General features: G+C 61.9%; 21 protein-coding genes and 1 pseudogene. 12 read left to right on the top strand and 10 right to left on the bottom strand.

What is annotated here, in order from left to right; genetic code table 11:
• Positions 1–106 precede the first annotated feature (106 nt).
• The 3 genes and pseudogenes from ACFOJ9_RS16630 to ACFOJ9_RS16620 all read left to right on the top strand — a co-directional run bounded on the left by ACFOJ9_RS16630 (position 107) and on the right by ACFOJ9_RS16620 (position 2,733).
• A pseudogene (locus tag ACFOJ9_RS16630) lies at positions 107–504 on the top strand (VOC family protein).
• A gap of 81 nt (positions 505–585) precedes the next feature.
• Positions 586–1,116: a gluconate 2-dehydrogenase subunit 3 family protein gene (locus ACFOJ9_RS16625; RefSeq protein ID WP_224699138.1), complete on the top strand. Its 531-nt coding sequence runs from the start codon at positions 586–588 to the stop codon at positions 1,114–1,116.
• A gap of 45 nt (positions 1,117–1,161) precedes the next feature.
• On the top strand, positions 1,162–2,733 hold the full coding sequence (locus tag ACFOJ9_RS16620) for a GMC family oxidoreductase (RefSeq protein WP_378979954.1): 1,572 nt from the start codon (positions 1,162–1,164) through the stop codon (positions 2,731–2,733).
• Between the two features lie 64 nt (positions 2,734–2,797).
• Here ACFOJ9_RS16620 and ACFOJ9_RS16615 read toward each other — a convergent pair whose 3' ends face one another.
• On the bottom strand, positions 2,798–3,196 hold the full coding sequence (locus ACFOJ9_RS16615; protein WP_378979952.1) for a hypothetical protein: 399 nt from the start codon (positions 3,194–3,196) through the stop codon (positions 2,798–2,800).
• 313 nt (positions 3,197–3,509) lie between these two features.
• Here ACFOJ9_RS16615 and urtA point away from each other — a divergent pair, with 313 nt between their 5' ends.
• From urtA to ACFOJ9_RS16585, 6 genes are all read left to right on the top strand, one after another.
• Positions 3,510–4,820, top strand: coding sequence for an urea ABC transporter substrate-binding protein (gene urtA, locus ACFOJ9_RS16610; protein ID WP_378979951.1), 1,311 nt, complete (start codon positions 3,510–3,512; stop codon positions 4,818–4,820).
• A 97-nt stretch (positions 4,821–4,917) separates the two neighbouring features.
• The gene (gene urtB / locus ACFOJ9_RS16605; protein WP_378979949.1) at positions 4,918–6,534 is read left to right on the top strand and encodes an urea ABC transporter permease subunit UrtB; all 1,617 of its coding nucleotides are present in this window, start codon (positions 4,918–4,920) and stop codon (positions 6,532–6,534) included.
• On the top strand, positions 6,531–7,763 hold the full coding sequence (gene urtC / locus ACFOJ9_RS16600; RefSeq protein WP_378979947.1) for an urea ABC transporter permease subunit UrtC: 1,233 nt from the start codon (positions 6,531–6,533) through the stop codon (positions 7,761–7,763). Before urtB ends, urtC begins: the two co-directional genes overlap by 4 nt.
• 6 nt (positions 7,764–7,769) lie before the next feature.
• Positions 7,770–8,516, top strand: coding sequence for an urea ABC transporter ATP-binding protein UrtD (gene urtD / locus ACFOJ9_RS16595; protein WP_378979945.1), 747 nt, complete (start codon positions 7,770–7,772; stop codon positions 8,514–8,516).
• 69 nt (positions 8,517–8,585) lie between these two features.
• Positions 8,586–9,281, top strand: a complete 696-nt coding sequence (gene urtE, locus ACFOJ9_RS16590) for an urea ABC transporter ATP-binding subunit UrtE (RefSeq protein WP_378979944.1) — start codon at positions 8,586–8,588, stop codon at positions 9,279–9,281.
• 271 nt (positions 9,282–9,552) lie between these two features.
• The gene (locus tag ACFOJ9_RS16585) at positions 9,553–9,729 is read left to right on the top strand and encodes a hypothetical protein (RefSeq protein ID WP_378979942.1); all 177 of its coding nucleotides are present in this window, start codon (positions 9,553–9,555) and stop codon (positions 9,727–9,729) included.
• Positions 9,730–9,779: 50 nt separating this feature from the next.
• Here the strand turns inward: ACFOJ9_RS16585 and ACFOJ9_RS16580 are convergent, their stop codons facing one another.
• From ACFOJ9_RS16580 to ACFOJ9_RS16540, 9 genes are all read right to left on the bottom strand, one after another.
• The gene (locus ACFOJ9_RS16580) at positions 9,780–10,931 is read right to left on the bottom strand and encodes a GGDEF domain-containing protein (RefSeq protein WP_378979941.1); all 1,152 of its coding nucleotides are present in this window, start codon (positions 10,929–10,931) and stop codon (positions 9,780–9,782) included.
• Positions 10,932–11,045: 114 nt separating this feature from the next.
• Positions 11,046–11,303 carry a hypothetical protein gene (locus ACFOJ9_RS16575; protein WP_378979940.1) on the bottom strand — a complete coding sequence of 86 codons (258 nt, stop codon included), beginning with the start codon at positions 11,301–11,303 and terminating at the stop codon, positions 11,046–11,048.
• Between the two features lie 248 nt (positions 11,304–11,551).
• Positions 11,552–12,358 carry a DUF72 domain-containing protein gene (locus tag ACFOJ9_RS16570; protein ID WP_378979939.1) on the bottom strand — a complete coding sequence of 269 codons (807 nt, stop codon included), beginning with the start codon at positions 12,356–12,358 and terminating at the stop codon, positions 11,552–11,554.
• Between the two features lie 44 nt (positions 12,359–12,402).
• Entirely contained in the window at positions 12,403–12,873 is a 471-nt protein-coding gene (locus ACFOJ9_RS16565; RefSeq protein ID WP_378979937.1) for a GNAT family N-acetyltransferase, read from the bottom strand.
• Positions 12,874–12,905: 32 nt separating this feature from the next.
• Complete coding sequence (gene uvrA, locus ACFOJ9_RS16560; protein WP_378979935.1) at positions 12,906–15,827, bottom strand: excinuclease ABC subunit UvrA; 2,922 nt, start codon at positions 15,825–15,827, stop codon at positions 12,906–12,908.
• 719 nt (positions 15,828–16,546) lie between these two features.
• Positions 16,547–16,846 (bottom strand): hypothetical protein, encoded by a 300-nt coding sequence (locus ACFOJ9_RS16555; protein WP_378979934.1) that lies wholly within the window; start codon positions 16,844–16,846, stop codon positions 16,547–16,549.
• Between the two features lie 89 nt (positions 16,847–16,935).
• A complete protein-coding gene (locus ACFOJ9_RS16550) occupies positions 16,936–17,541 on the bottom strand; it encodes an ATP-dependent Clp protease proteolytic subunit (RefSeq protein ID WP_378979932.1) in 606 nt (201 codons plus the stop codon).
• 28 nt (positions 17,542–17,569) lie between these two features.
• On the bottom strand, positions 17,570–18,067 hold the full coding sequence (locus ACFOJ9_RS16545) for an SRPBCC family protein (RefSeq protein WP_378979930.1): 498 nt from the start codon (positions 18,065–18,067) through the stop codon (positions 17,570–17,572).
• On the bottom strand, positions 18,064–18,378 hold the full coding sequence (locus ACFOJ9_RS16540) for an ArsR/SmtB family transcription factor (RefSeq protein ID WP_056582312.1): 315 nt from the start codon (positions 18,376–18,378) through the stop codon (positions 18,064–18,066). Before ACFOJ9_RS16540 ends, ACFOJ9_RS16545 begins: the two co-directional genes overlap by 4 nt.
• Before the next feature lie 227 nt (positions 18,379–18,605).
• Between ACFOJ9_RS16540 and ACFOJ9_RS16535 the strand changes: the two genes are divergently transcribed.
• From ACFOJ9_RS16535 to ACFOJ9_RS16525, 3 genes are read left to right on the top strand one after another with little or no spacing between them, the layout of a single operon-like run.
• Positions 18,606–19,133 (top strand): single-stranded DNA-binding protein, encoded by a 528-nt coding sequence (locus ACFOJ9_RS16535; RefSeq protein ID WP_378979928.1) that lies wholly within the window; start codon positions 18,606–18,608, stop codon positions 19,131–19,133.
• Positions 19,134–19,176: 43 nt separating this feature from the next.
• The gene (locus tag ACFOJ9_RS16530; protein WP_378979926.1) at positions 19,177–19,590 is read left to right on the top strand and encodes a DUF2306 domain-containing protein; all 414 of its coding nucleotides are present in this window, start codon (positions 19,177–19,179) and stop codon (positions 19,588–19,590) included.
• A 47-nt stretch (positions 19,591–19,637) separates the two neighbouring features.
• Complete coding sequence (locus ACFOJ9_RS16525) at positions 19,638–20,060, top strand: OsmC family protein (protein ID WP_378979924.1); 423 nt, start codon at positions 19,638–19,640, stop codon at positions 20,058–20,060.
• The last annotated feature ends 182 nt before the right edge of the window (positions 20,061–20,242 follow it).

The raw sequence follows: 20,242 nt of genomic DNA, 5'->3' as shown, positions 1-20,242 counted from the left end.
GCAATCGGACTTTCGTCCCGTTCACGGTTCCGGGCGTGGTAACCGGCTGCCACCACCTTTTGTCCGCGCCGCGCATAATCGCCTCCACACCACCGCGGAGACTGATTTGGCCAAGGCGATCCACAGCATGATCCGGGTTCTCGACGAGACCCGATCCGTCGATTTCTACCGAAATTGCCTTCGCGCTCGATGTCGGCCGACAGGCTGGACTTCGAGACATTCACGCTCATCTACCTCGGCAATGCCGAGACAGGATTCGAGCTCGAACTGACCGTGAACAAGGATCGGCAGGGGGCCTACGCGCTCGGCGACGGCTACGGTCACCTCGCGGTCTCGGTCGTCGACCTCGACAGCGAACATGACCGCCTCGGCGCGCTTGGCCTCAATCCGAAGAAGATCGTTGAATTCAACCGCGACGGGTCTCTGATCGCCCGCTTTTTCTTCATCGAGGATCCGGACGGCTACAAGATCGAGGTTCTGCAACGCGGAGGTCGCTTCCAATAGGAGACATAGCAGCCGCACCGGCAGGTGCAGCGCCAGCAACGGCACTCTCAAGAGTGCACATAGCAAGCAGGGAGGAATAAAATGGTCACGATCTATGACGCGAAGCCCGGGCTTTCACGTCGTGAGCTTCTCAAACGCGGTGGCATCGGCGCGCTGCTCGTCATCTCCGGCAGCGCGGTCATCAGTCCCGAGCATGCCTGGGGGCTCGAGACATCGGCGCTCAAGCCCGAAACCATGGCGACGCTGATCCAGATGGCTCGCGACATCTATCCGCACGATCAGGTTCCCGACAAATATTACGCCATTGCCGTGAAGGGCCATGACGAGCAGGCCGGCAAGGACGCCGCCTACAAGGCGATGATCGAAGACGGCATCGCCGACCTCGACAAGAAGTCCGGTGACGGAGGCTATCGGGGCCTCGGCTGGGAGGATCAGCGCGTCGGCGTGCTGAAGCAGATCGAGGCGACGCCGTTCTTCCAGGCCATCCGTGGCGGCCTTGTCGTCAGCCTCTACAACCAGAAGGAGGTGTGGCCGATCTTCGGTTACGAGGGCGAGTCCTATTCCAAGGGCGGCTACATCGCGCGCGGTTTTGACGACATAGAGTGGCTCTGAGCCCGTCGTTCCTGAACCCGCAAACAGAAATCATGGGAGGAAACCATGGCAGCTTCATTTGATCTGAACAACGACGGCGTCGTCGTCATCATCGGCTCGGGCGCCGGTGGCGGCACGCTCGGCAACGAACTCGCCCAGAAGGGTGTCGATGTCGTCATCCTGGAAGCCGGCGCACGCCACGAATATGAGGATTTCATCAATGACGAGTGGGGTTCGTTCAGCCAGCTCGCCTGGACGGACAAGCGCACCACGTCGGGTGACTGGCGTGTGGCCAAGGACTTTCCCAACCTGCCGGCCTGGATCGTCAAATCGGTCGGCGGTTCGACCACGCACTGGGCCGGAGCCTCGCTGCGCATTCAGGAGCATGAGTTCAAGACGCTGTCGACCTACGGCAAACTGGAGGGCGCCAACCTGCTCGACTGGCCGATCACGCTGGCCGAGATGGAGCCCTACTACGCCAAGGCCGAAGCCAAGATGGGCGTCACCGGCACCAATGACTGGCCGAGACTGCCGGGCAACAACAATTTCAAGGTGTTGAAGGCCGGTGCCGACAAGCTCGGCTACAAGGAATGCCACACCGGCAACATGGCGATCAACTCGGTCGATCGCGACGACCGCATGTCCTGCCAGCAGACCGGCTTCTGCTTTCAGGGCTGCAAATGGGGCGCCAAATGGTCGACGCTCTACACCGAAATCCCCAAGGGCGAGGCGACAGGCCATCTCGAGGTCAGGCCGAACGCCATGGCGATCAAGATCAACCATGACGCCTCGGGCAAAGTGACCGGCGTCGTCTATGCCGACAAGGACGGCAAGCTGCAGGAGCAGAAGGCCCGCATCGTCGCCGTCGCCGGCAACTCCATCGAAAGCCCGCGGCTGCTGCTCAATTCGGCGTCGGGCAAATTCCCTGACGGCCTTGCCAACTCGTCGGGGCAGGTGGGCAAGAACTATATGCGCCACACCACCGGCTCGGTCTATGCCATCTTCGACAGACCGGTGCACATGTATCGCGGCACGACCATGGCCGGCATCATCCGCGACGAGGCTCGCCATGACCCGTCACGCGGGTTCGTCGGCGGCTACGAATTCGAGACGCTGTCGCTCGGCCTGCCGTTCATGGCGGCCTTCCTCGATCCGGGCGCCTGGGGCCGGTCGTTCACCACGGCACTCGACCACTACGACCACATGGCCGGCCTGTGGATCGTCGGCGAGGACATGCCGCGCGCGGAGAACCGCATCACGCTGCATGCCGACGAGAAGGACGCGCACGGCATGCCGATCGCCGACGTGCATTTCGACGACCACCCGAACGACACCGCGATGCGCAACCACGCCTACAAGCAGGCCACGGCGCTCTACGCGGCGGTTGGTGCCACGCGCACCTTCCCGACGCCACCCTATCCGTCGACCCACAATCTCGGCACCAACCGGATGAGCGAGAAAGCGGCCGACGGCGTCGTCAACAAGCACGGCCAGGCGCACGACATCAAAAACCTGTTCGTGTCGGACGGCAGCCAGTTCACCACGGGTGCCGCCGAAAATCCGACCTTGACGATCGTCTCGCTGGCGATCCGCCAGGCCGATTACATCGCCGCGCAGATGTCGGCCAAGACGATCTAGTCACATCCTCCCGACGGACTGCTGGCGCGGAACCCACAAGGTTCCGTGCCTTTTTCTTGCCGCCTCATTGCTTGGTGCAGGTCGAGGCGGTGAAGGCGCCGTCGGGTTGCTTCATGATGATGTCGAAGGAGGGCGTGCTCTGGCCGTCCAGCGTTGCCTGAGTCAGCGACAGCGAGTTGCCGCCGGCGGTATAGCCGCCCAATGGCCCCAGCCAGGAGATCACGCCGTTTGCGTCCATTTGATAGTTGTACCCCTGCTGCGCGGTCCCGAAGGTCACCGGGCCGCTGTAGACGTTCCCCTTGATGGTGATGTCGCCGAGGCTGAGGAACATGCCGAGCAGGTAGACCTCGCAGTGATAGTTGCCGTCGGGCATCTTGCCGTCGCTAAAGTCTGCTCGCGCGGCCCCGGTTGCTGCCGCCAGAAGCAATATGCCGATAAAGATGCGTGAAATGCCGGAAGCCATGACGTCGCTCGTTTGAGGAACGAGCTTGCCCTATTTTTGCGTCGCGCCGCAACACCGGTCGTCTGCGACACGCCTGTGAAGATCAAAATCTAGGCATTTTGCCAAAATGGGCGAAAATTAGGCAATCATCGCGTATGCTGCGCAAATTTCTCTCAATCGATTTTTAACCGGTTCTCTTTGTTTTTGTAAGCCTAATATTTCAAGACCCTGATAATGCTCGGTTATTCGTGTCCCGTCGGCGTCGCCAAAGCGATTGGCATGGGGGTTGCATTGTAGTGTTGCGGTGCAATCAACCAGCTTGGGAGTCTGTAATATGAGGGGTAATTTCTCGACAATAACAAAAATGTTTTCGGCGAGCGTGGTTGCCGCCGGCCTGTTGATGTCTGCGCCCGCCAGGGCGGCCGAGGACACCATCAAGGTCGGCATTCTTCATTCGCTGTCGGGGACCATGGCGATTTCGGAGACGACGCTGAAGGACGCCATGCTGATGCTCATCGACGAGCAGAACGCCAAGGGCGGCCTGCTCGGCAAGAAGCTCGAGGCGGTCGTCGTCGATCCTGCGTCCAACTGGCCGCTGTTTGCCGAAAAGGCGCGCGAGCTGATCTCCAAGGACAAGGTCGCGGCGGTGTTCGGCTGCTGGACCTCGGTGTCGCGCAAATCGGTGCTGCCGGTGTTCTCCGAGCTCGACAACATCCTGTTCTATCCCGTCCAGTATGAGGGCGAGGAAAGCGAACGCAACGTGTTCTACACCGGTGCCGCGCCGAACCAGCAGGCCATCCCGGCGGTCGACTATCTGATGAGCGAGGACGGCGGTTCGGTGAAGCGCTGGGTGCTGGAAGGCACCGACTACGTCTATCCGCGCACCACCAACAAGATCCTCGAGGCCTATCTGAAGGCCAAGGGCGTCGCGGCGGAAGACATCCTGGTCAACTACACGCCGTTCGGCTTCTCCGATTGGCAGACCGAGGTTTCGGCGATCAAGAAGTTCGGTTCGGCCGGCAAGAAGACCGCCGTCGTCTCGACGGTCAACGGCGACGCCAACGTGCCGTTCTACAAGGAACTCGGCAACCAGGGCGTCAAGGCCGAGGATATCCCGGTCATGGCCTTCTCGGTCGGCGAAGAAGAGCTTGCCGGTCTCGACACCGCGCCGCTGGTCGGCCATCTCGCCGCCTGGAACTACTTCGAGAGCGTCGATACGCCCGAGAACAAGAAGTTCATCGCCGACTGGCACAAGTTCATCAAGAACGACAAGCGCACCACCAACGACCCGATGGAAGCCCATTATATAGGTTTCAACATGTGGGTGAAGGCGGTCGAGAAGGCCGGCACAACCGATCCGGACAAGGTCATCGACGCCATGATCGGCGTGTCGGTGCCGAACCTGACCGGCGGCTATTCGACGATGATGCCGAACCACCACATCACCAAGCCGGTGCTGATCGGTGAAATCCAGGCCGACGGCCAGTTCGAAACCGTGTCGCGCACGCCGGGTCTGGTGATGGGCGATGAATGGTCCGACTATCTGCCTGACTCCAAGGACCTGATCTCCGATTGGCGCGCGCCTCTGTCCTGCGGCAACTTCAACGTTGCCACCGGCAAGTGCGGCGGCAAGGGCACGAACTGATCCCTCCCAGGGCTGACCTAGTCAGACCGCGCGCGTCCGGACGGCTTCCTCCGCCGTCCGGACGCCCACTTCAACCTTCAAAGGTTACCAGAAACCGATGAACCTGTTTCGTGCGATTGGTTTGACGCTGTTGTTCCTGCTGGCGACGCTGTCGCCATCGGGCGCTGGCGAAGCCGATCTGCGCGGCATCATCGTCAAATTCGCGACGGCCAAGGGTTTTTCGGAGATCGGAGCCGTCGTCCACGAACTGGCGGCCACCGGCGATCCGGCAGTGGAGCGGCCGCTTGCGGCACTGGCCGACGGCAACCTCTACATCCGCAAGGTTGATTCCCTGGTGTTTGTCGGCAAGGAAGCCGGCGAAAGCGTCCAGCTTTCCGACCCGTTGAGCGGCGAGGCATCGGGCGAGGCGGCCAAGGACGACATCACCAAGATCAAGGTCAACAACACGCTGCGTCGCGCCATCCGCGATGCGTTGGGCACGCTGACGCTTGGCGCCAAGGATCCGGCTGTCCGCATTGCCGCCGCCGACACCATGTTCAAGACGCCCGATGCCGCAAACATCGGGCCGCTCGACACGGCCATTGCCAGTGAGACCGTGGCCAGCGTCAAGGCTCTGCTCGAACAGGCTCGTGCCGCTTCAGTTCTTGTCTCGGATCGGCCTGAAGCCGACAAGCTCGCTGCCATCGCGCTGATCGGCGCGCGTGGCGACCGAGACGCGGTTTCGCTGCTCACGTCTGTCGAGGCGAATTCTTCGGACGCGGTCGAGCAAGCTGCCACGGCCGCGATCGCCAACATCAATTCGACCCTGGCCTTCTGGGATGCCGGCCAGAACATCTGGTACGGTATTTCGCTGGGCTCGGTGCTGCTGCTGGCGGCGATCGGGCTTGCCATCACCTTCGGCGTCATGGGCGTCATCAACATGGCGCATGGCGAGATGGTCATGCTCGGCGCCTACACGACCTTCGTTGTGCAGCAAGTGATCCGCACATCCTTTCCCGGCCTGTTCGACTGGTCGCTGGTCATCGCGCTGCCGCTCGCCTTCCTCGTCTCGGCTCTGGTTGGCCTGATCATCGAGCGCGGCGTCATCCGCTTTCTCTATGGCCGGCCGCTGGAAACGCTGCTGGCGACATGGGGCGTCTCGCTGATCCTGCAGCAAGCGGTGCGTTCGATCTTCGGGCCGACCAACCAGGAGGTGGGCAACCCCTCGTGGATGTCGGGCTCGTTCAATGTCGGGCAGCTTGCAATCACCTGGAACCGGCTGTGGATCCTGGTTTTCGCGCTCGCCGTGTTCGCGGTGCTGCTCTATGTGATGAAGCGCACGCCCTGGGGCCTGCAGATGCGCGCCGTCACCGCCAACCGACGCATGGCCGCCTCGATGGGCATCAGGACGCCCTGGGTCGACGCGCTCACCTTCGCGCTTGGCTCCGGCATTGCCGGCATTGCCGGTGTCGCGCTTAGCCAGATCGACAATGTCTCGCCCAATCTCGGCCGCGGCTACATCATCGACAGCTTCATGGTCGTCGTCTTCGGCGGCGTCGGCAATCTGTGGGGCACGCTGGTCGGCGCCTTCTCGCTCGGCATCGTCAACAAGTTCCTCGAGCCCTATGCCGGCGCGGTACTCGGCAAGATCGTCGTGCTGGTGCTGATCATCCTGTTCATCCAGAAGCGCCCGCGCGGCCTGTTCGCGCTCAAGGGCAGGGCGGTGGAAGCATGATCACGGGACGCTTTTTCGCTGCAGGCGCGGACCGCCGCATTGCCATCACGATCTTCATCCTGCTGGCGGTGGCCGTTATCGTGCCGCTGCTCAATCTCGCGGTGTCTCCCACCAGCGCCTTCTATGTCCCACCCTATATCGTCGCGCTGACCGGCAAATATCTCTGCTACGCGCTGCTCGCCTTGGCGCTTGACCTGGTCTGGGGCTATTGCGGCATTCTCTCGCTCGGCCACGGCGCTTTCTTCGCGCTCGGCGGCTATGCGATGGGCATGTATCTGATGCGCCAGATCGGCTCGCGCGGCGTCTACGGCAACCCCATCCTGCCCGACTTCATGGTGTTCCTGAACTACAAGGAATTGCCGTGGTTCTGGTATGGCTTCGACCATTTCTGGTTTGCCGGCCTCATGGTGCTGGCGGTGCCTGGCCTGCTCGCTTTCGTCTTCGGCTGGTTCGCCTTCCGCAGCCGCGTCACCGGCGTCTATCTCTCGATCATCACGCAGGCGATGACCTACGCGCTGCTACTCGCCTTTTTCCGCAATGACATGGGTTTTGGCGGCAACAACGGCCTGACCGATTTCAAGGATATTCTGGGCTTCAACGTGCAGGCCGACGCGACTCGCTCGGCGCTGTTCGCCGCCAGCGCCGTGATGCTTGCGCTTGCCGTGTTCATCACCTGGGCGATCGTCGGCTCCAAATACGGCAAGCTCTTGATGGCGGTGCGCGATGCCGAGAGCCGCACGCGCTTCCTCGGCTGGCGGGCCGAAAATGTAAAGCTGTTCGCCTTCACCATCTCGGCTGTCATGGCCGGCATTGCCGGCGCGCTCTACGTGCCGCAGGTCGGCATCATCAATCCGGGCGAGTTCGAGCCGGCCAATTCGATCGAGGTCGTGGTGTGGGCCGCCGTTGGCGGGCGCGGCACCATCGTCGGGCCGATCATCGGTGCCTTGCTGGTCAATGCCGGCAAATCCTGGTTCACCGGCGTGTTGCCGGAGTTCTGGTTGTTTGCGTTGGGTGGGTTGTTCGTCGCCGTCACGCTTTTGCTGCCCAAGGGCATTATCGGCATGTGGGATTCCTGGCGTGGCAACGCCAAGGCGTTGCGAGCAGCCTCGATTGCCGAGGAAGCCGGCACCGATGCCGACGTTCCGCCGCCGGCGAAAATCGTTCGCAGCGAAGCGAGACAGCCCGGCGACTGGTCCGCATCCAGCCCCGAACCGCAGCCGGCGGAGTGAGCGATCATGTCGAAGTCGAACACGATCCTCTATCTCGACGGTGTCTCGGTCTCTTTCGACGGTTTTCGCGCCATCAACAATCTATCGCTGGTGCTCGACAAGGGCGAGATGCGCGCCATCATCGGCCCCAACGGCGCCGGCAAGACGACGATGATGGACATCGTCACCGGCAAGACGCGGCCCGACGAGGGCGAGGTGTTCTTCGACGGCCAGGTCGATCTCACCAAGCACGATGAAGCCGAGATCGCCATGATGGGTATCGGCCGCAAGTTCCAGAAGCCGACCGTCTTTGAAAGTCACACGATCGAGGACAATCTGATGCTGGCGCTGAAAGGGCCGCGCTCGATCTTCCCGGCGCTGTTCCATCGCCGCTCGGCCGCCGAGACGCGGCAGATCGACGATATCCTCGGCATCATCCGGCTCGGCGACAAACGTAGCGAACTGGCGGCCAATCTCAGCCATGGACAAAAGCAGTGGCTCGAGATCGGCATGCTGCTGGCGCAGGATCCGAAGCTGCTTCTGGTCGACGAACCGGTCGCCGGCATGACCGATGCCGAGACCGAGGAAACCGCACGCCTGCTCAGGGATATCGCGCGCGACCATTCGGTCATCGTCGTCGAGCACGACATGCATTTCGTGCGCGAGCTCGGCGTCAAGGTCACCTGCCTGCACGAGGGCTCGGTGCTCTCAGAAGGCACACTCGATTTCGTATCGGCCGACGAGCGCGTCGTCGAAGTCTATCTGGGGAGATGAGCATGGTCTGGCGGGTTCAATTCCATCGCTTCGATCTGTCGTTTCTCAGGTTCTGGAGGAGGCGCTGACATGCTCGAAGTTTCCAATGCCACGCTGCACTACGGCGCCGCCCAGGCGCTGCGCGGCGTGTCGCTGAAGGCCGGCGCCGGCAAGATCACTTGCGTGCTCGGTCGCAACGGCGTCGGCAAGACCAGTTTGATGAGATCGATCGTCGGCCACCACCGGCTGACGAGCGGAAGCGTTGCCTTCGAGGGGAAGGCGCTCGACCGGAGCGCGGCGTATGACCGCGCCCGGTCGGGCATCGCATTCGTGCCGCAGGGCAGGGAGATCTTTCCGCTCCTGACCGTGCGGGAAAATCTCGAGTCCGGCTTCGCGCCGCTGAAGCGTGCGGACCGTAAAGTGCCCGCTCATGTCTTCGAGCTGTTTCCGGTGCTGAAGCAGATGCTCGGCCGCCGCGGCGGTGACCTTTCCGGCGGCCAGCAGCAGCAGCTCGCCATTGGCAGGGCGCTGGTGATGCGGCCGAAACTGCTGGTGCTCGACGAGCCGACGGAAGGCATCCAGCCGTCGATCATCAAGGATATCGGCCGCGCCATCCGCTATCTCCGCGACCAGGCCGGTATTGCTGTGCTGCTGGTCGAACAATATCTCGATTTCTGCCGCGAACTCGCCGACGAGGTCAACATCATGGACCGCGGAGTGATCGTCCATACCGGCCCGGCGGAAGATTTAGACCGTGCTGATGTCCGCAAGTTCCTGACGGTCTAGAATCGTCGTTGGACTTCAGTTGACGATCCGAAGTCCTTGGCAAGTTCAATATTTCTCCGGCCCAGCCATCTGCGTCACTGGTGCACCTGGGGCTGCGTGCTAGTCTTTCCCAGGGCTTTTGTGAGTCGGCCGCTTCCGTATCAGTCTGGTTCATCGCAGATCGAAGGCGCGGCTACCGCCGGCAAGTCTCACGCAAGCAAGGCTTCCTAGCTTCCCTCCTGCGATCTGTTTGTCGTTCAACGCGTTTGGGCACACAGGCTAAGGGACAGCCATGGAACGTTACGTCGAGGACCACCACAAGCGTCGGCTTACCGAACGCGTCGACATCATCACAGCCATAAACATCTTGCGATCACAGGGCTGCGAATACGACGATCTGATCGAGGAAATCACCAAGGTTTTCTATGTCGATCTCGATGCCTTCAATGAGATCGTGATGGCGGCATAGGCGCCGCGATTACCCATCCGATAACCGCCAGACGGCATTGATGCGCGCGGTCAACCTGCGCGCCGGAATGGAGAGGCGGTGACGCGGTTGCGGCCGCCACGCTTGGCGGCGTAGAGCGCCTTGTCGGCGGCGCTGAGCACCTTGTCGAAGCTGAGGCCCTCCTTGGTGCCGAAAGCATATCCGGCACTGACCGTGCACGCCAGCGAGCCCGTCTCGGTTTCGATGCGGTGCGCGGCGAAAGCTGCCCGTATGGCCTCGGCGGTGGCCTCCACCGTTTCGGGCAAGGTCCGCTTCAGCACCAGCGCGAATTCCTCGCCGCCCATGCGCGCGGCGATGTCGGTCGGACGAAGATTGCCGGCGAGTTCCCTGGCGAACACTTTCAGCACTTCATCGCCGGCGGCGTGGCCGAATTCGTCGTTGATGGCCTTGAAGCTGTCGAGGTCGAAGACAATCACCGCCATGAAGGCACCGACCGGCGCATTGCCATGCCTATCGAACAGCGCGCGCCGGTTGAGCAGGCCGGTCAGCGGGTCGGTCAGGGCGTTGCGGTGATGATGCCTGGCCAGACGCCCCTGATTGAGCGCCAGGGAAAGCGCTCCGATGCCGGTCATGCTGGCAATGACGATGATGAGGCTCAGTTCCTCGGCCCAGTTGCTGGGCGCATGCCCAAGGATGAGCTTTCCATCCCAGACAAGAACCATGGCGCACAGAGCGAAGGACGTGGCCGTGGCCGAATAGAGCGCGGTGATACCGATCGTCAGGGCAGGGGCTTCGTCGCGGCCCTTCCAGTATTCGAGCGCCGTTGCGAACAGGAGCAATGCGGCGAAGGCGTTTTCCAACATGAAGCCCAGCCCGTCATAGCCAAGAGCCATGGGAGGCAGCGTCACAGCCAGCGAAATGGCGCTGCCAAGCAGCGTCCGCTGCATCGGCGAGCCGCCGGTTCTGAACTGGTAGGCGGCGCCCAGCATGGTCGAAAAACCAAGCAGGAGCAGGGCAAGGGTGGCGATGCCCAGCAGGCGCCCAGGCATATCGATATAGGCGTCATAGGCAAAAATATCGCCGACCACGAACACCAGGCTGATCGCCCATGTCAGCAGGAATTTCTCCGAGCGAGCGGTCAGCCACATGCCGAACAATGTCAGGCTCAGGCAGGCGGCGGAAAAACCGACAGCCAGCAGAAGTGAAGTGTAGTCGAGCGACATGCCCCTCGTCCTTGCCCCAAATCTGTGACTTGGCCTGCCTGGATTCATGCAGCAAGGAGGTATCGATAAGGTTACGACGCCGGTGAAGATGCCGTAATTCCTTGGGTTATTGGGTTAGAAGATCACCACCGACAATAGCAGAACGACGCCGACCGCCATCATCAGCAGACCCGGCCAATTCTGTGACAGGCCGAGGAAGCCTAATCCGCGCCGTCGTGGTTCAAGCGTCGGGCCGGACGTTGCGAGATTCGGCATCGGGCGGTCCGAAGCCGCGGGCGTCGGCTCACTGAGCCGCCCGCGTCTGAGAACGGCGTCAGCCATGTACACAACGCCGGCGATAGTGAGCAACGCCCCGATGAGGATGATCGCCATCTTTCCTCGCTTTCTTCTGGTTCTCCTGATGCCGGCGGTGCGCCGGTTGGGCGCGCCTGGCCATCTCTGGGAAAACCGGTCTTCGGCGAACAGCGAACCTATCGCATCCACGCGAGGCACTCGCCCGGTCGCCGCTAGTGAGGTAAAAACGATCAACCTGCCCTGCAGGTTCCGACAGGAGTTGCCGGGCCGGACCCGAGAGTGCATTCGACGCTTAAACGGAAGGATAGCGCCGCAGGCTCGCTGCTCTAATCCGCCACCCGCTTCATCAGCGCCATCGCTCCGAACGGCGCGCGCACCTTGCCCTCGGTGATGAAGTAGACGAACACGTCGCGCGGCTTGACCGGCGCCTCGGTCGAAGGATCGGCGCGTCGGAGATCGGCAGGCACCTTGCCTTCCGCCCAGACCTTTGCCCGTGCTGCCCATTCATCAAGGCCCTTCGGCGTGTAGCAGTCGGGATTGTCGTCGCTGCCGGTCTGCAGCCGGGCATAGATGAAATCGCCGGTGACGTCGGCGATATCAGGATATTTGGCATGGTCGGCATAGACGATCGCGACCTTGTATTTGCGCACGAGCGCGGCGAATTCCGGCACGATAAAACTGTCGTTGCGGACCTCGACCGCGTGGCGCAGCGCAACGTCGTCCTGCTTTTCCGGCAACAGTTTGAGGAAAGCTTCGAAATCGTCCGGATCGAATTTTTTGGTCGGCGCGAACTGCCACAGGATCGGTCCGAGCTTTTCGCCCAGTGCAGCAACGCCCGAGCCGAGGAAACGTGTCATCGATTCACCGGCCTCGCCGAGCACGCGCCGGTTGGTGACGAAGCGGTTGCCCTTCAGCGCATAGACGAAACCGTCCGGCGCCTCATTCGCCCATTTGACGAAGGTCGGCTCCTTGAAGCTGGAATAATAGGTGCCGTTGACCTCGATGCTAGGCACCTGCCGGCTGGCGTATTGCAACTGCTTGGCCTTCGAGAGCTTGTCCGGATAGAAGGACGTGTCCCAGGGCTCGAAGGTCCAGCCGCCCATGCCGGAGCGGATTGTTCCCGATTTGCTCATTGTCGTCCTCCCAGGTTCAGAAAGTCTGGCCGAGTTCCGAAAGATCAGGCCGTCGTGACCTCGTCGACCGATTTTGCCATGTCGACAAGCACCCATCCTGGTCGATAAGGATTGGGCCGGCGACCCGTTTCGTGGAAACCATAAGCCAGATAGAGCGCAATGTTCCGCTCCATTCTGGCGTTGGTGTAGAGCCGCACTTCTGGCAGGCTCCACAAGCGCGTCTCTTGATCCGCATGACTGAGCAGCTTTATGCCGAAGCCCTTGTCCTGGAAGGCGGGCGACACCGCGACGGAGAAGATCATCGCGTGATCCTCATGCCGCTCCAGTGTGAGCACTCCAGCCAGTTCATCGCCGCTCTCCAGCAGCCAGACCTCGCCCTCCTCGATGCGCGGCGCATAGTCCTCGGTGACCGGTATCGGGGGCGCGCCGAGAAGGGCGGTGTAAGGGGCACAGGCGGCTTGCGTCAGCGAGACGACAGTTTGGAGATCACCGGCAAGCGCTTTTCTGATTGTCATTCAAAAGCTCCAGGCACCAACCGGTCCGATCATCACTCCGCCGCTTCGCGTTTGCCTCCGGGGCGGCGCTCCAGCAGTTCCTTGAGGAACTGGCCGGTGTAGCTGCGCTTTTCGCGCACGATCGCTTCCGGCGTGCCGGAGGCGACCAGTTCGCCGCCGCCGTCGCCGCCCTCGGGGCCGAGGTCGAGCACCCAGTCGGCGGTCTTGATCACCTCGAGATTATGCTCGATGACCACCACCGTGTTGCCCTGGTCGACCAGTTCGTGCAGCACTTCCAACAATTTGACGACATCGTGGAAATGCAGGCCGGTGGTCGGCTCGTCGAGGATGTAGAGCGTCTTGCCGGTCGCCTTGCGCGATAGTTCCTTGGCCAGCTTGATGCGCTGCGCCTCGCCGCCGGACAGCGTCGTCGCCTGCTGGCCGATGTGGATGTAGCCGAGGCCGACCTGCTTCAGCGTTTCGAGCTTGTCGCGCACGCCGGGCACGGCGGCGAAGAAGTCGACGCCTTCCTCGACCGTCATGTCGAGCACGTCGGCGATCGACTTGCCCTTGAACACGACGTCGAGCGTCTCTCTGTTATAGCGCTTGCCGTGGCAAACGTCGCAGGTGACGTAGACGTCGGGCAGGAAGTGCATCTCGATCTTGATGACGCCGTCGCCCTGGCAGGCCTCACAGCGGCCGCCCTTGACGTTGAACGAGAAGCGTCCCGGCTGATAGCCGCGCGCCTTGGCTTCGGGGAGGCCGGCGAACCAGTCGCGTATCGGCGTGAAGGCGCCGGTATAGGTGGCGGGGTTGCTTCGCGGGGTCCGTCCAATCGGCGACTGGTCGATGTCGATGACCTTGTCGAGGAATTCGAGGCCCTCGATGCGGTCGTGGTCGGCCGGATGTTCGCGCGAGCCCATGATGCGGCGCGAGGCCGCCTTGAACAGCGTCTCGATCAGGAAGGTCGACTTGCCGCCGCCCGACACGCCGGTCACGGCGGTGAAGGTGCCGAGCGGGATTTCGGCAGTGACGTTCTTCAGATTGTTGCCGCGTGCGCCGACGATCTTCAGGCGGCGGTTCTTCTTCGCCTCACGCCTGGCGCCGGGCGTCGCCACTTCAAGCGCGCCCGACAGGTATTTGCCGGTGATCGAATTGGGATTGGCCATGACCTGCTGCGGCGTGCCCTGGGCGATGATCTCGCCGCCATGGATGCCGGCAGCCGGGCCCATGTCGACGACATAGTCGGCATGCAGGATGGCGTCCTCGTCATGTTCGACGACGATCACCGTGTTGCCGATGTCGCGCAGATGCTTCAGCGTATCGAGCAGGCGCGCATTGTCGCGCTGGTGCAGGCCGATCGATGGCTCATCCAGCACATAGAGCACGCCGGTGAGGCCGGAGCCGATCTGCGACGCCAGACGGATGCGCTGGCTCTCGCCACCCGACAGCGTGCCGGAATTGCGCGACAGGGTCAGATAGTCGAGCCCGACATCGTTGAGGAAGCGCAGCCGCTCACGGATTTCCTTCAAGACGCGCACCGCGATCTCGTTCTGCTTGTCGTTGAGTGACGCCGGCAGGTCGGTGAACCACTGGTCGGCCTTGCGGATGGAAAGCTCGGTGACTTCGCCGATGTGCCTGCCGGCGATTTTCACCGCCAGCGACTCAGGCTTCAGCCGATAGCCCTTGCAGACCGGGCAAGGCGTGGCCGACATGAAGCGCTCGATTTCCTCGCGCATCCAGGCGGATTCGGTCTCTTTCCAGCGCCGCTCGAGATTGGGGATGACGCCTTCGAAGGTTTTCGTCGTCTTGTAGGAGCGTAGGCCGTCATCGTACTGGAAGGTGATCTCGCGCTCGCCGGTGCCGCGCAGGATGGCTTCCTTTGCCTCTTCGGTCAGATCCTTGAACTTGTCGCCGAGCTTGAAGCCAAAGGCTTTGCCCAGCGCTTCCAGCGTCTGCGCGTAATAGGGCGAGGTCGACTTGGCCCACGGGCTGACGGCGCCGTCGCGCAGCGAGATGTTTTCGTCGGGCACGATCAGATTGCCGTCGATGGCGCGCTGGCTGCCGAGCCCGTCACAGGTCGGGCAGGCACCGAACGGGTTGTTGAACGAGAACAGCCGCGGTTCGATTTCCGGAATGGTGAAGCCGGAGACCGGGCAAGCAAATTTTTCCGAGAACAGGATGCGCTCATGCGTCTCGTTCTTCGACTTGTTGACCGAATCCTCGCCGGTCTGGCTGGAATCGAGCGGCTTGTCGGCGAATTCGGCGACCGCCAGCCCTTCGGCCAGCTTCAGCGCGGTTTCGATGGAGTCGGCAAGCCGCGTTGCCAGATCGCCGCGCACGACGATACGGTCGACGACGACGTCGAGGTCATGCTTGTACTTCTTGTCGAGCGCCGGCACGTCGGCGATCTCATAGAAGACGCCGTCGACCTTGACGCGCTGAAAGCCCTTCTTCTGCAGTTCCAGCAGTTCCTTGCGGTACTCGCCTTTGCGGCCGCGCACCATCGGCGCCAGGATGAACAGGCGCGTGCCTTCCTCGACTGCCAGCACGCGGTCGACCATCTGCGAAACCGTCTGGCTCTCGATCGGCAGGCCGGTGGCCGGCGAATAGGGGATGCCGACGCGCGCGAACAGAAGCCGCATGTAGTCGTAGATTTCGGTGACGGTGCCGACGGTCGAACGCGGGTTCTTCGAGGTCGTCTTCTGCTCGATCGAGATGGCAGGCGACAGGCCGTCGATCTGGTCGACATCAGGCTTCTGCATCATTTCGAGGAATTGCCGGGCATAGGCCGACAGGCTTTCGACATAGCGGCGCTGGCCTTCGGCGTAGATGGTGTCGAAGGCGAGCGACGATTTGCCGGAACCCGACAGGCCGGTCATGACAATCAGGCTGTCACGCGGCAGGTCGAGATCGACATTCTTCAGATTGTGTTCGCGCGCCCCGCGAATGGAAAGATATTTATGGTCGGCCATCGCCGGTCGCCGCCTCAGAATCTGGAATTTCCTGGAATGGCGGGTTTTCCCGGCCATCCCCTATGTAGGTAGTTTTGCCGCCACGTCGAGAGACGCCACAATTCCCGACAAAAGCGTTTAAGCGTCTTTCGCGTGAACGGGCAAGCGGAAAGAACAAAGGCCGAACACGCTCCTGACAAAGCTGTGCAAAAACTGACTTGCACGTAACCTCCCAGCGATCACATTTTTCGGTAACCGGCTATTGATGGTTGACGCCACGGACTCAGGGGCGCAGTCTCCAGCAGTCAACGAAGCCGGCCGTCTTTCGATGGTCTCGCCGCGCAGAGGCGGCCTGCGAGACGCCGCAGGCATTCGCGATTTGTGCTTCGAATTGACAACAATCGCAACGGACAGAGGAGCGGAGCTATGACGCCACCGGATCGTCCCCTAGGGTTCCAGTTGTCACTGGAGCCGCGGCAGGCATAAGTGCCAGGGTTTAGCGTTTGCGCCACCCGACAAACCGTGACCTGCCATATCCCGTAAAAATTAGAGACTGCTAGTCGGATCGTCGGCTGAATGCCGCGGTGCATCCGAAATCAAACGCCGGCAGTACACTCCCGGTAAAATTGGATTTGAGATCCAAAAAGGCCCCGTCCGTTCGCGCAAAGCACGGCGGGGCCATTTTTATGTGCGGATTGTCTTGTTGGCGATAGGCGCAGCACGCCGGCACATACGCACTATCAGTGGCGCGGCAGACCGATTGAGCCGGCGCCGACATCGACGGTGATGCTGCCGGAAATCCTGACGTCCGTATCGCCGATCTTGAACTGACCGTTGCCGTTGCTGGGAAACGCGTCATCGGGTTCGGGCTTGGGAGCCGGCTTGGCGATGCGATAGTCGCCGGTCACGCCGGGCAGGGTGCCTTTCTGCGCCGGCGAACTGTCCTCGGCAAAAGCCGCTCCGCTCACGAGGCCGGCAAAAGCGAGCACCACAACGGCGATGATGCGGTGCAATGGTCTGGGCGGATGAGTGTCGGTCATCTCAGGACTATAGTGACGTGCCGGCGACGGGACCAGACCAGCATCGTCAAATCTTCGGCAACCGGCAGGAGCCGGATAGGCCCCTGTCTTTACGCCGCCTTTTTGCGCGTGTCGAAAACGTGGTCGACGATGCCCCAGGCCTGGGCCTCTCGGGCCGTCATGAAGTGATCGCGATCCAGCGTGCGCTCGACCTCTTCATAGGTACGGCCGCAATGCTGCGCGTAGAGCTCAGCCATGTGCCGTTTCGTCCGGCCGATGCGCTCGGCATGGCGCTGGATGTCGGAGGCCTGGCCCTGGAACCCGCCCAGCGGTTGGTGCAGCAGGATGGTGGCGTTCGGCAGCGAGATCCGACGTCCCGGTGTGCCTGCCATCAGCAGGAACGAGCCCATCGAGGCGGCAAAGCCCATGCACACGGTCGACACCGGGCAGCTGATATATTGCATCGTGTCGTAGATGGCGAAACCGCTGGTCACCACGCCGCCCGGCGAGTTGATGTAGAGCGAGATCTCCTTGTCGGGATTGTCCGATTCCAGCGACAGCAACTGCGCGCAGACCAGCGCCGAGATGTCGTCGTTGATCTCGCCGTTGATGAAGACGATGCGCTCGCGCAGCAGCCGTGAGAAGATGTCGAAGGCACGTTCGCCGCGGCTCGATTGCTCGATCACCATCGGCACCAGACTGGCAAGGCCGCTCATTGTATGTCTCCGTTGCTGTGTATGTCGCTCAGGCTGCAAGCAGCAAGAGGCGAGGCGTGTTTGCGGCGATTGGCTTGCGGGAAGCGGTTGCGTCGAGCGAAAGCCGGCAGCTGGCACCGGCCATGGCAACCGCGGGCACTGTCATCCGGGCGAAGCCGTCATGGACGATGCGCAGATGCGTGCCGCCGGAAACCGTGCGGGCGAGTGTGAAGGTGACAATGCTGTCCAATGGGCTGTCGAGCGGATCCTGCCGCGCCGCATCGCCTGGCTGCAAGCGCTCCCGCCAGGAATAGCGCAACAGCCGTTCGGGCTCGGCGTCGAGGATTTCGCATTCGATCGGCGCATTCGGTCCGGCGAAGGCAAAACGGTTGCCGATCTCGGGGCTGATGTCGTTCGGCATCATCCAGGCGGCGAGCAATTCCGGCACGGTCAGGGTCCGCCACACCTTTTCCGGCGGCTCGGCAAGGTCGTACTCGAACTCAAGCGCATCCGCATCTGTGGAGTTGCTTTGGCTCTCGTGGGTCATTGATCCATGTCCTTCAAAACCGCTTTCAGCCTTTCGATGCGTTCCGGCCAGAAGGTCCGGTAGCGTTCGATCCAGGAAAGCAAAGGGGCAAGCCCTTGCGGGTCGGCGCGGTAAAAGGCGTTGCGGCCCGCACGCCGCTCGACCACCAGGCCGGCGCCGCGCAGCACCGCCAGATGCTGCGACACCGCCGGCTGCGACACCGTCATGCCGGTGCGCAATTCCGATACACTCATCTCGCCGGCGGCGAGCCGTTCAAAGACGGCGCGGCGCGTCGGGTCGGCCAGGGCCCGGAAAATCTCTGCTTCGATCATGACCAAAGCATAAGTATGCACTTATTGATTTGGCAAGCGTTCTTTTCAAACCCATATGTGGGCCTCCGGCATTGCTGCCATTCCTTGACAATAAGCGGTGATGCAGATAAGAACGAAAAGGGAACAAAAAACCTTGTGGGTAAAGGCAGCCATGGCAGGCGGCTGACGCCTGCAGCCTGTAAGGTGCTGCGACAAAAATTTGTTTCAGATGAGCGCGGAGAAATATCATGGCGGGTAGCGTCAACAAGGTCATTCTGGTCGGCAACCTCGGTGCGGACCCTGAAATCCGTCGCCTGAACTCGGGCGAGCCGGTCGTCAACATCCGCATTGCGACGTCGGAAAGCTGGCGCGACAAGAATTCCGGCGAGCGCAAGGAAAAAACCGAGTGGCACAACGTCGTCATCTTCAATGAGGGCATCGCCAAGGTGGCCGAGCAGTATCTGAAGAAGGGCATGAAGGTCTATGTCGAGGGCCAGCTGCAGACGCGCAAATGGCAGGACCAGACCGGTGCCGACAAGTACACGACGGAAGTCGTGCTGCAGAAATTCCGTGGCGAGCTGCAGATGCTCGACGCGCGCGGACAGGGCGAAGGCGGCCAGGTCGGCGGCTATGCCGGTGGTGGCAGCAGCCGTGGTTCCGATTTCGGCCAGTCCAGCCCGAGCGAAGGCTTCAATCGCGGTGGCGGTGGCGGCGGTGCCAAGAGCGGCGGTGGCGGCGGTTCGTCGCGCGAACTGGACGATGAAATCCCGTTCTGAGAACAGTCGATCGTAAAGAGGGGCAACCACCGGAGAGGGGGCAATGTCGCTGGGACCGCTGCTTGCCGCACCCGCTCCTATACCCTGGCATGCCTTTGCGGCCTTCGCCGCACTGGCGATAGGGGCCACACAGTTGGCACTGCCGAAGGGAACGCCGCGTCATCGCATCGCGGGTTATGTCTGGGCCGCGCTGATGCTGGTCATCGCAATCTCGAGTTTCTGGATTCATCAGATCCGCCTCGTCGGCCCTTTCAGTCCGATCCATCTCCTGTCGATCCTGGTGCTGGTCACCGTGCCGCTGGCGGTGTGGCACGCCCACAATCATCGCGTCGCCAGGCACAGCAAGGTGATGATTGCGCTCTATGTTTTCGCGCTGGTCGGCGCCGGCACCTTCACGCTGCTGCCGGGCAGGGTCATGCACGACGTCGTCTTTGGCGTCGCGCGAGCCGGCCCGTGATCCTATCTGATCCCTGAGGCGGATGACCCAAAGGAAGGAAATATCAGGTGAAAGCACGCGTAAAATGGGTTGAGGAGCGCACCTTCGTCGGCGAATCCGGCAGCGGCCACAAGGTCGTGCTCGGAACAGCGCACGGACCGGAAGGCAAGACGCCGGGCCCAAGCCCGATGGAGCTGGTGCTGATCGGCACCGGCGGCTGTTCGGCCTATGATGTCGTGCATATCCTCGAAAAGGGCCGCGAGGCGATCGAGGACTGCGTCGTCGAACTCGACTCCGACCGGGCCGAAACCGAGCCCAGGGTCTTTACACGCATCCACATGCATTTCATCGTCAAGGGCAGGGCGCTGTCCAGCGACAAGGTCAAACGCGCCATCGACCTTTCGATCGAGAAATATTGCTCGGCATCCGCGATGTTGGCCAAGACCGCCACGATTACCCATGATTTTGAAGTGATCGACACTGCTGCTTGAGTGAGGGTCGGGCCGATGTCCATAGCAGCTTCGCCCAAGGCGTCACTCTATGGCCTACTTGTCGCTGAAATAGCGCGAATCGCCGCGCAGAACGAACCGATACAGCTGACTTCTGAAGGAAAATTTGTTGATAGGAAACAGATAGATAAGGCTGAGGTCGGCCGAAAGGGAAGTGTCTTCTG

The organism is Mesorhizobium cantuariense (assembly GCF_042647205.1).
Classification (GTDB): Bacteria; Pseudomonadota; Alphaproteobacteria; order Rhizobiales; family Rhizobiaceae; genus Mesorhizobium; species Mesorhizobium cantuariense.
Note: the sequence above shows the minus strand (reverse complement) of the source record. Positions and strands in the feature narration are given on the sequence as shown.

Coding starts and splice junctions, on each gene's coding strand:
- ACFOJ9_RS16625 (WP_224699138.1), top strand. CDS start 586: ATGGTCACGATCTATGACGCGAAGCCCGGGCTTTCACGTCGTGAGCTT.
- ACFOJ9_RS16620 (WP_378979954.1), top strand. CDS start 1,162: ATGGCAGCTTCATTTGATCTGAACAACGACGGCGTCGTCGTCATCATC.
- ACFOJ9_RS16615 (WP_378979952.1), bottom strand. CDS start 3,196: ATGGCTTCCGGCATTTCACGCATCTTTATCGGCATATTGCTTCTGGCG.
- urtA (WP_378979951.1), top strand. CDS start 3,510: ATGAGGGGTAATTTCTCGACAATAACAAAAATGTTTTCGGCGAGCGTG.
- urtB (WP_378979949.1), top strand. CDS start 4,918: ATGAACCTGTTTCGTGCGATTGGTTTGACGCTGTTGTTCCTGCTGGCG.
- urtC (WP_378979947.1), top strand. CDS start 6,531: ATGATCACGGGACGCTTTTTCGCTGCAGGCGCGGACCGCCGCATTGCC.
- urtD (WP_378979945.1), top strand. CDS start 7,770: ATGTCGAAGTCGAACACGATCCTCTATCTCGACGGTGTCTCGGTCTCT.
- urtE (WP_378979944.1), top strand. CDS start 8,586: ATGCTCGAAGTTTCCAATGCCACGCTGCACTACGGCGCCGCCCAGGCG.
- ACFOJ9_RS16585 (WP_378979942.1), top strand. CDS start 9,553: ATGGAACGTTACGTCGAGGACCACCACAAGCGTCGGCTTACCGAACGC.
- ACFOJ9_RS16580 (WP_378979941.1), bottom strand. CDS start 10,931: ATGTCGCTCGACTACACTTCACTTCTGCTGGCTGTCGGTTTTTCCGCC.
- ACFOJ9_RS16575 (WP_378979940.1), bottom strand. CDS start 11,303: ATGGCGATCATCCTCATCGGGGCGTTGCTCACTATCGCCGGCGTTGTG.
- ACFOJ9_RS16570 (WP_378979939.1), bottom strand. CDS start 12,358: ATGAGCAAATCGGGAACAATCCGCTCCGGCATGGGCGGCTGGACCTTC.
- ACFOJ9_RS16565 (WP_378979937.1), bottom strand. CDS start 12,873: ATGACAATCAGAAAAGCGCTTGCCGGTGATCTCCAAACTGTCGTCTCG.
- uvrA (WP_378979935.1), bottom strand. CDS start 15,827: ATGGCCGACCATAAATATCTTTCCATTCGCGGGGCGCGCGAACACAAT.
- ACFOJ9_RS16555 (WP_378979934.1), bottom strand. CDS start 16,846: ATGACCGACACTCATCCGCCCAGACCATTGCACCGCATCATCGCCGTT.
- ACFOJ9_RS16550 (WP_378979932.1), bottom strand. CDS start 17,541: ATGAGCGGCCTTGCCAGTCTGGTGCCGATGGTGATCGAGCAATCGAGC.
- ACFOJ9_RS16545 (WP_378979930.1), bottom strand. CDS start 18,067: ATGACCCACGAGAGCCAAAGCAACTCCACAGATGCGGATGCGCTTGAG.
- ACFOJ9_RS16540 (WP_056582312.1), bottom strand. CDS start 18,378: ATGATCGAAGCAGAGATTTTCCGGGCCCTGGCCGACCCGACGCGCCGC.
- ACFOJ9_RS16535 (WP_378979928.1), top strand. CDS start 18,606: ATGGCGGGTAGCGTCAACAAGGTCATTCTGGTCGGCAACCTCGGTGCG.
- ACFOJ9_RS16530 (WP_378979926.1), top strand. CDS start 19,177: ATGTCGCTGGGACCGCTGCTTGCCGCACCCGCTCCTATACCCTGGCAT.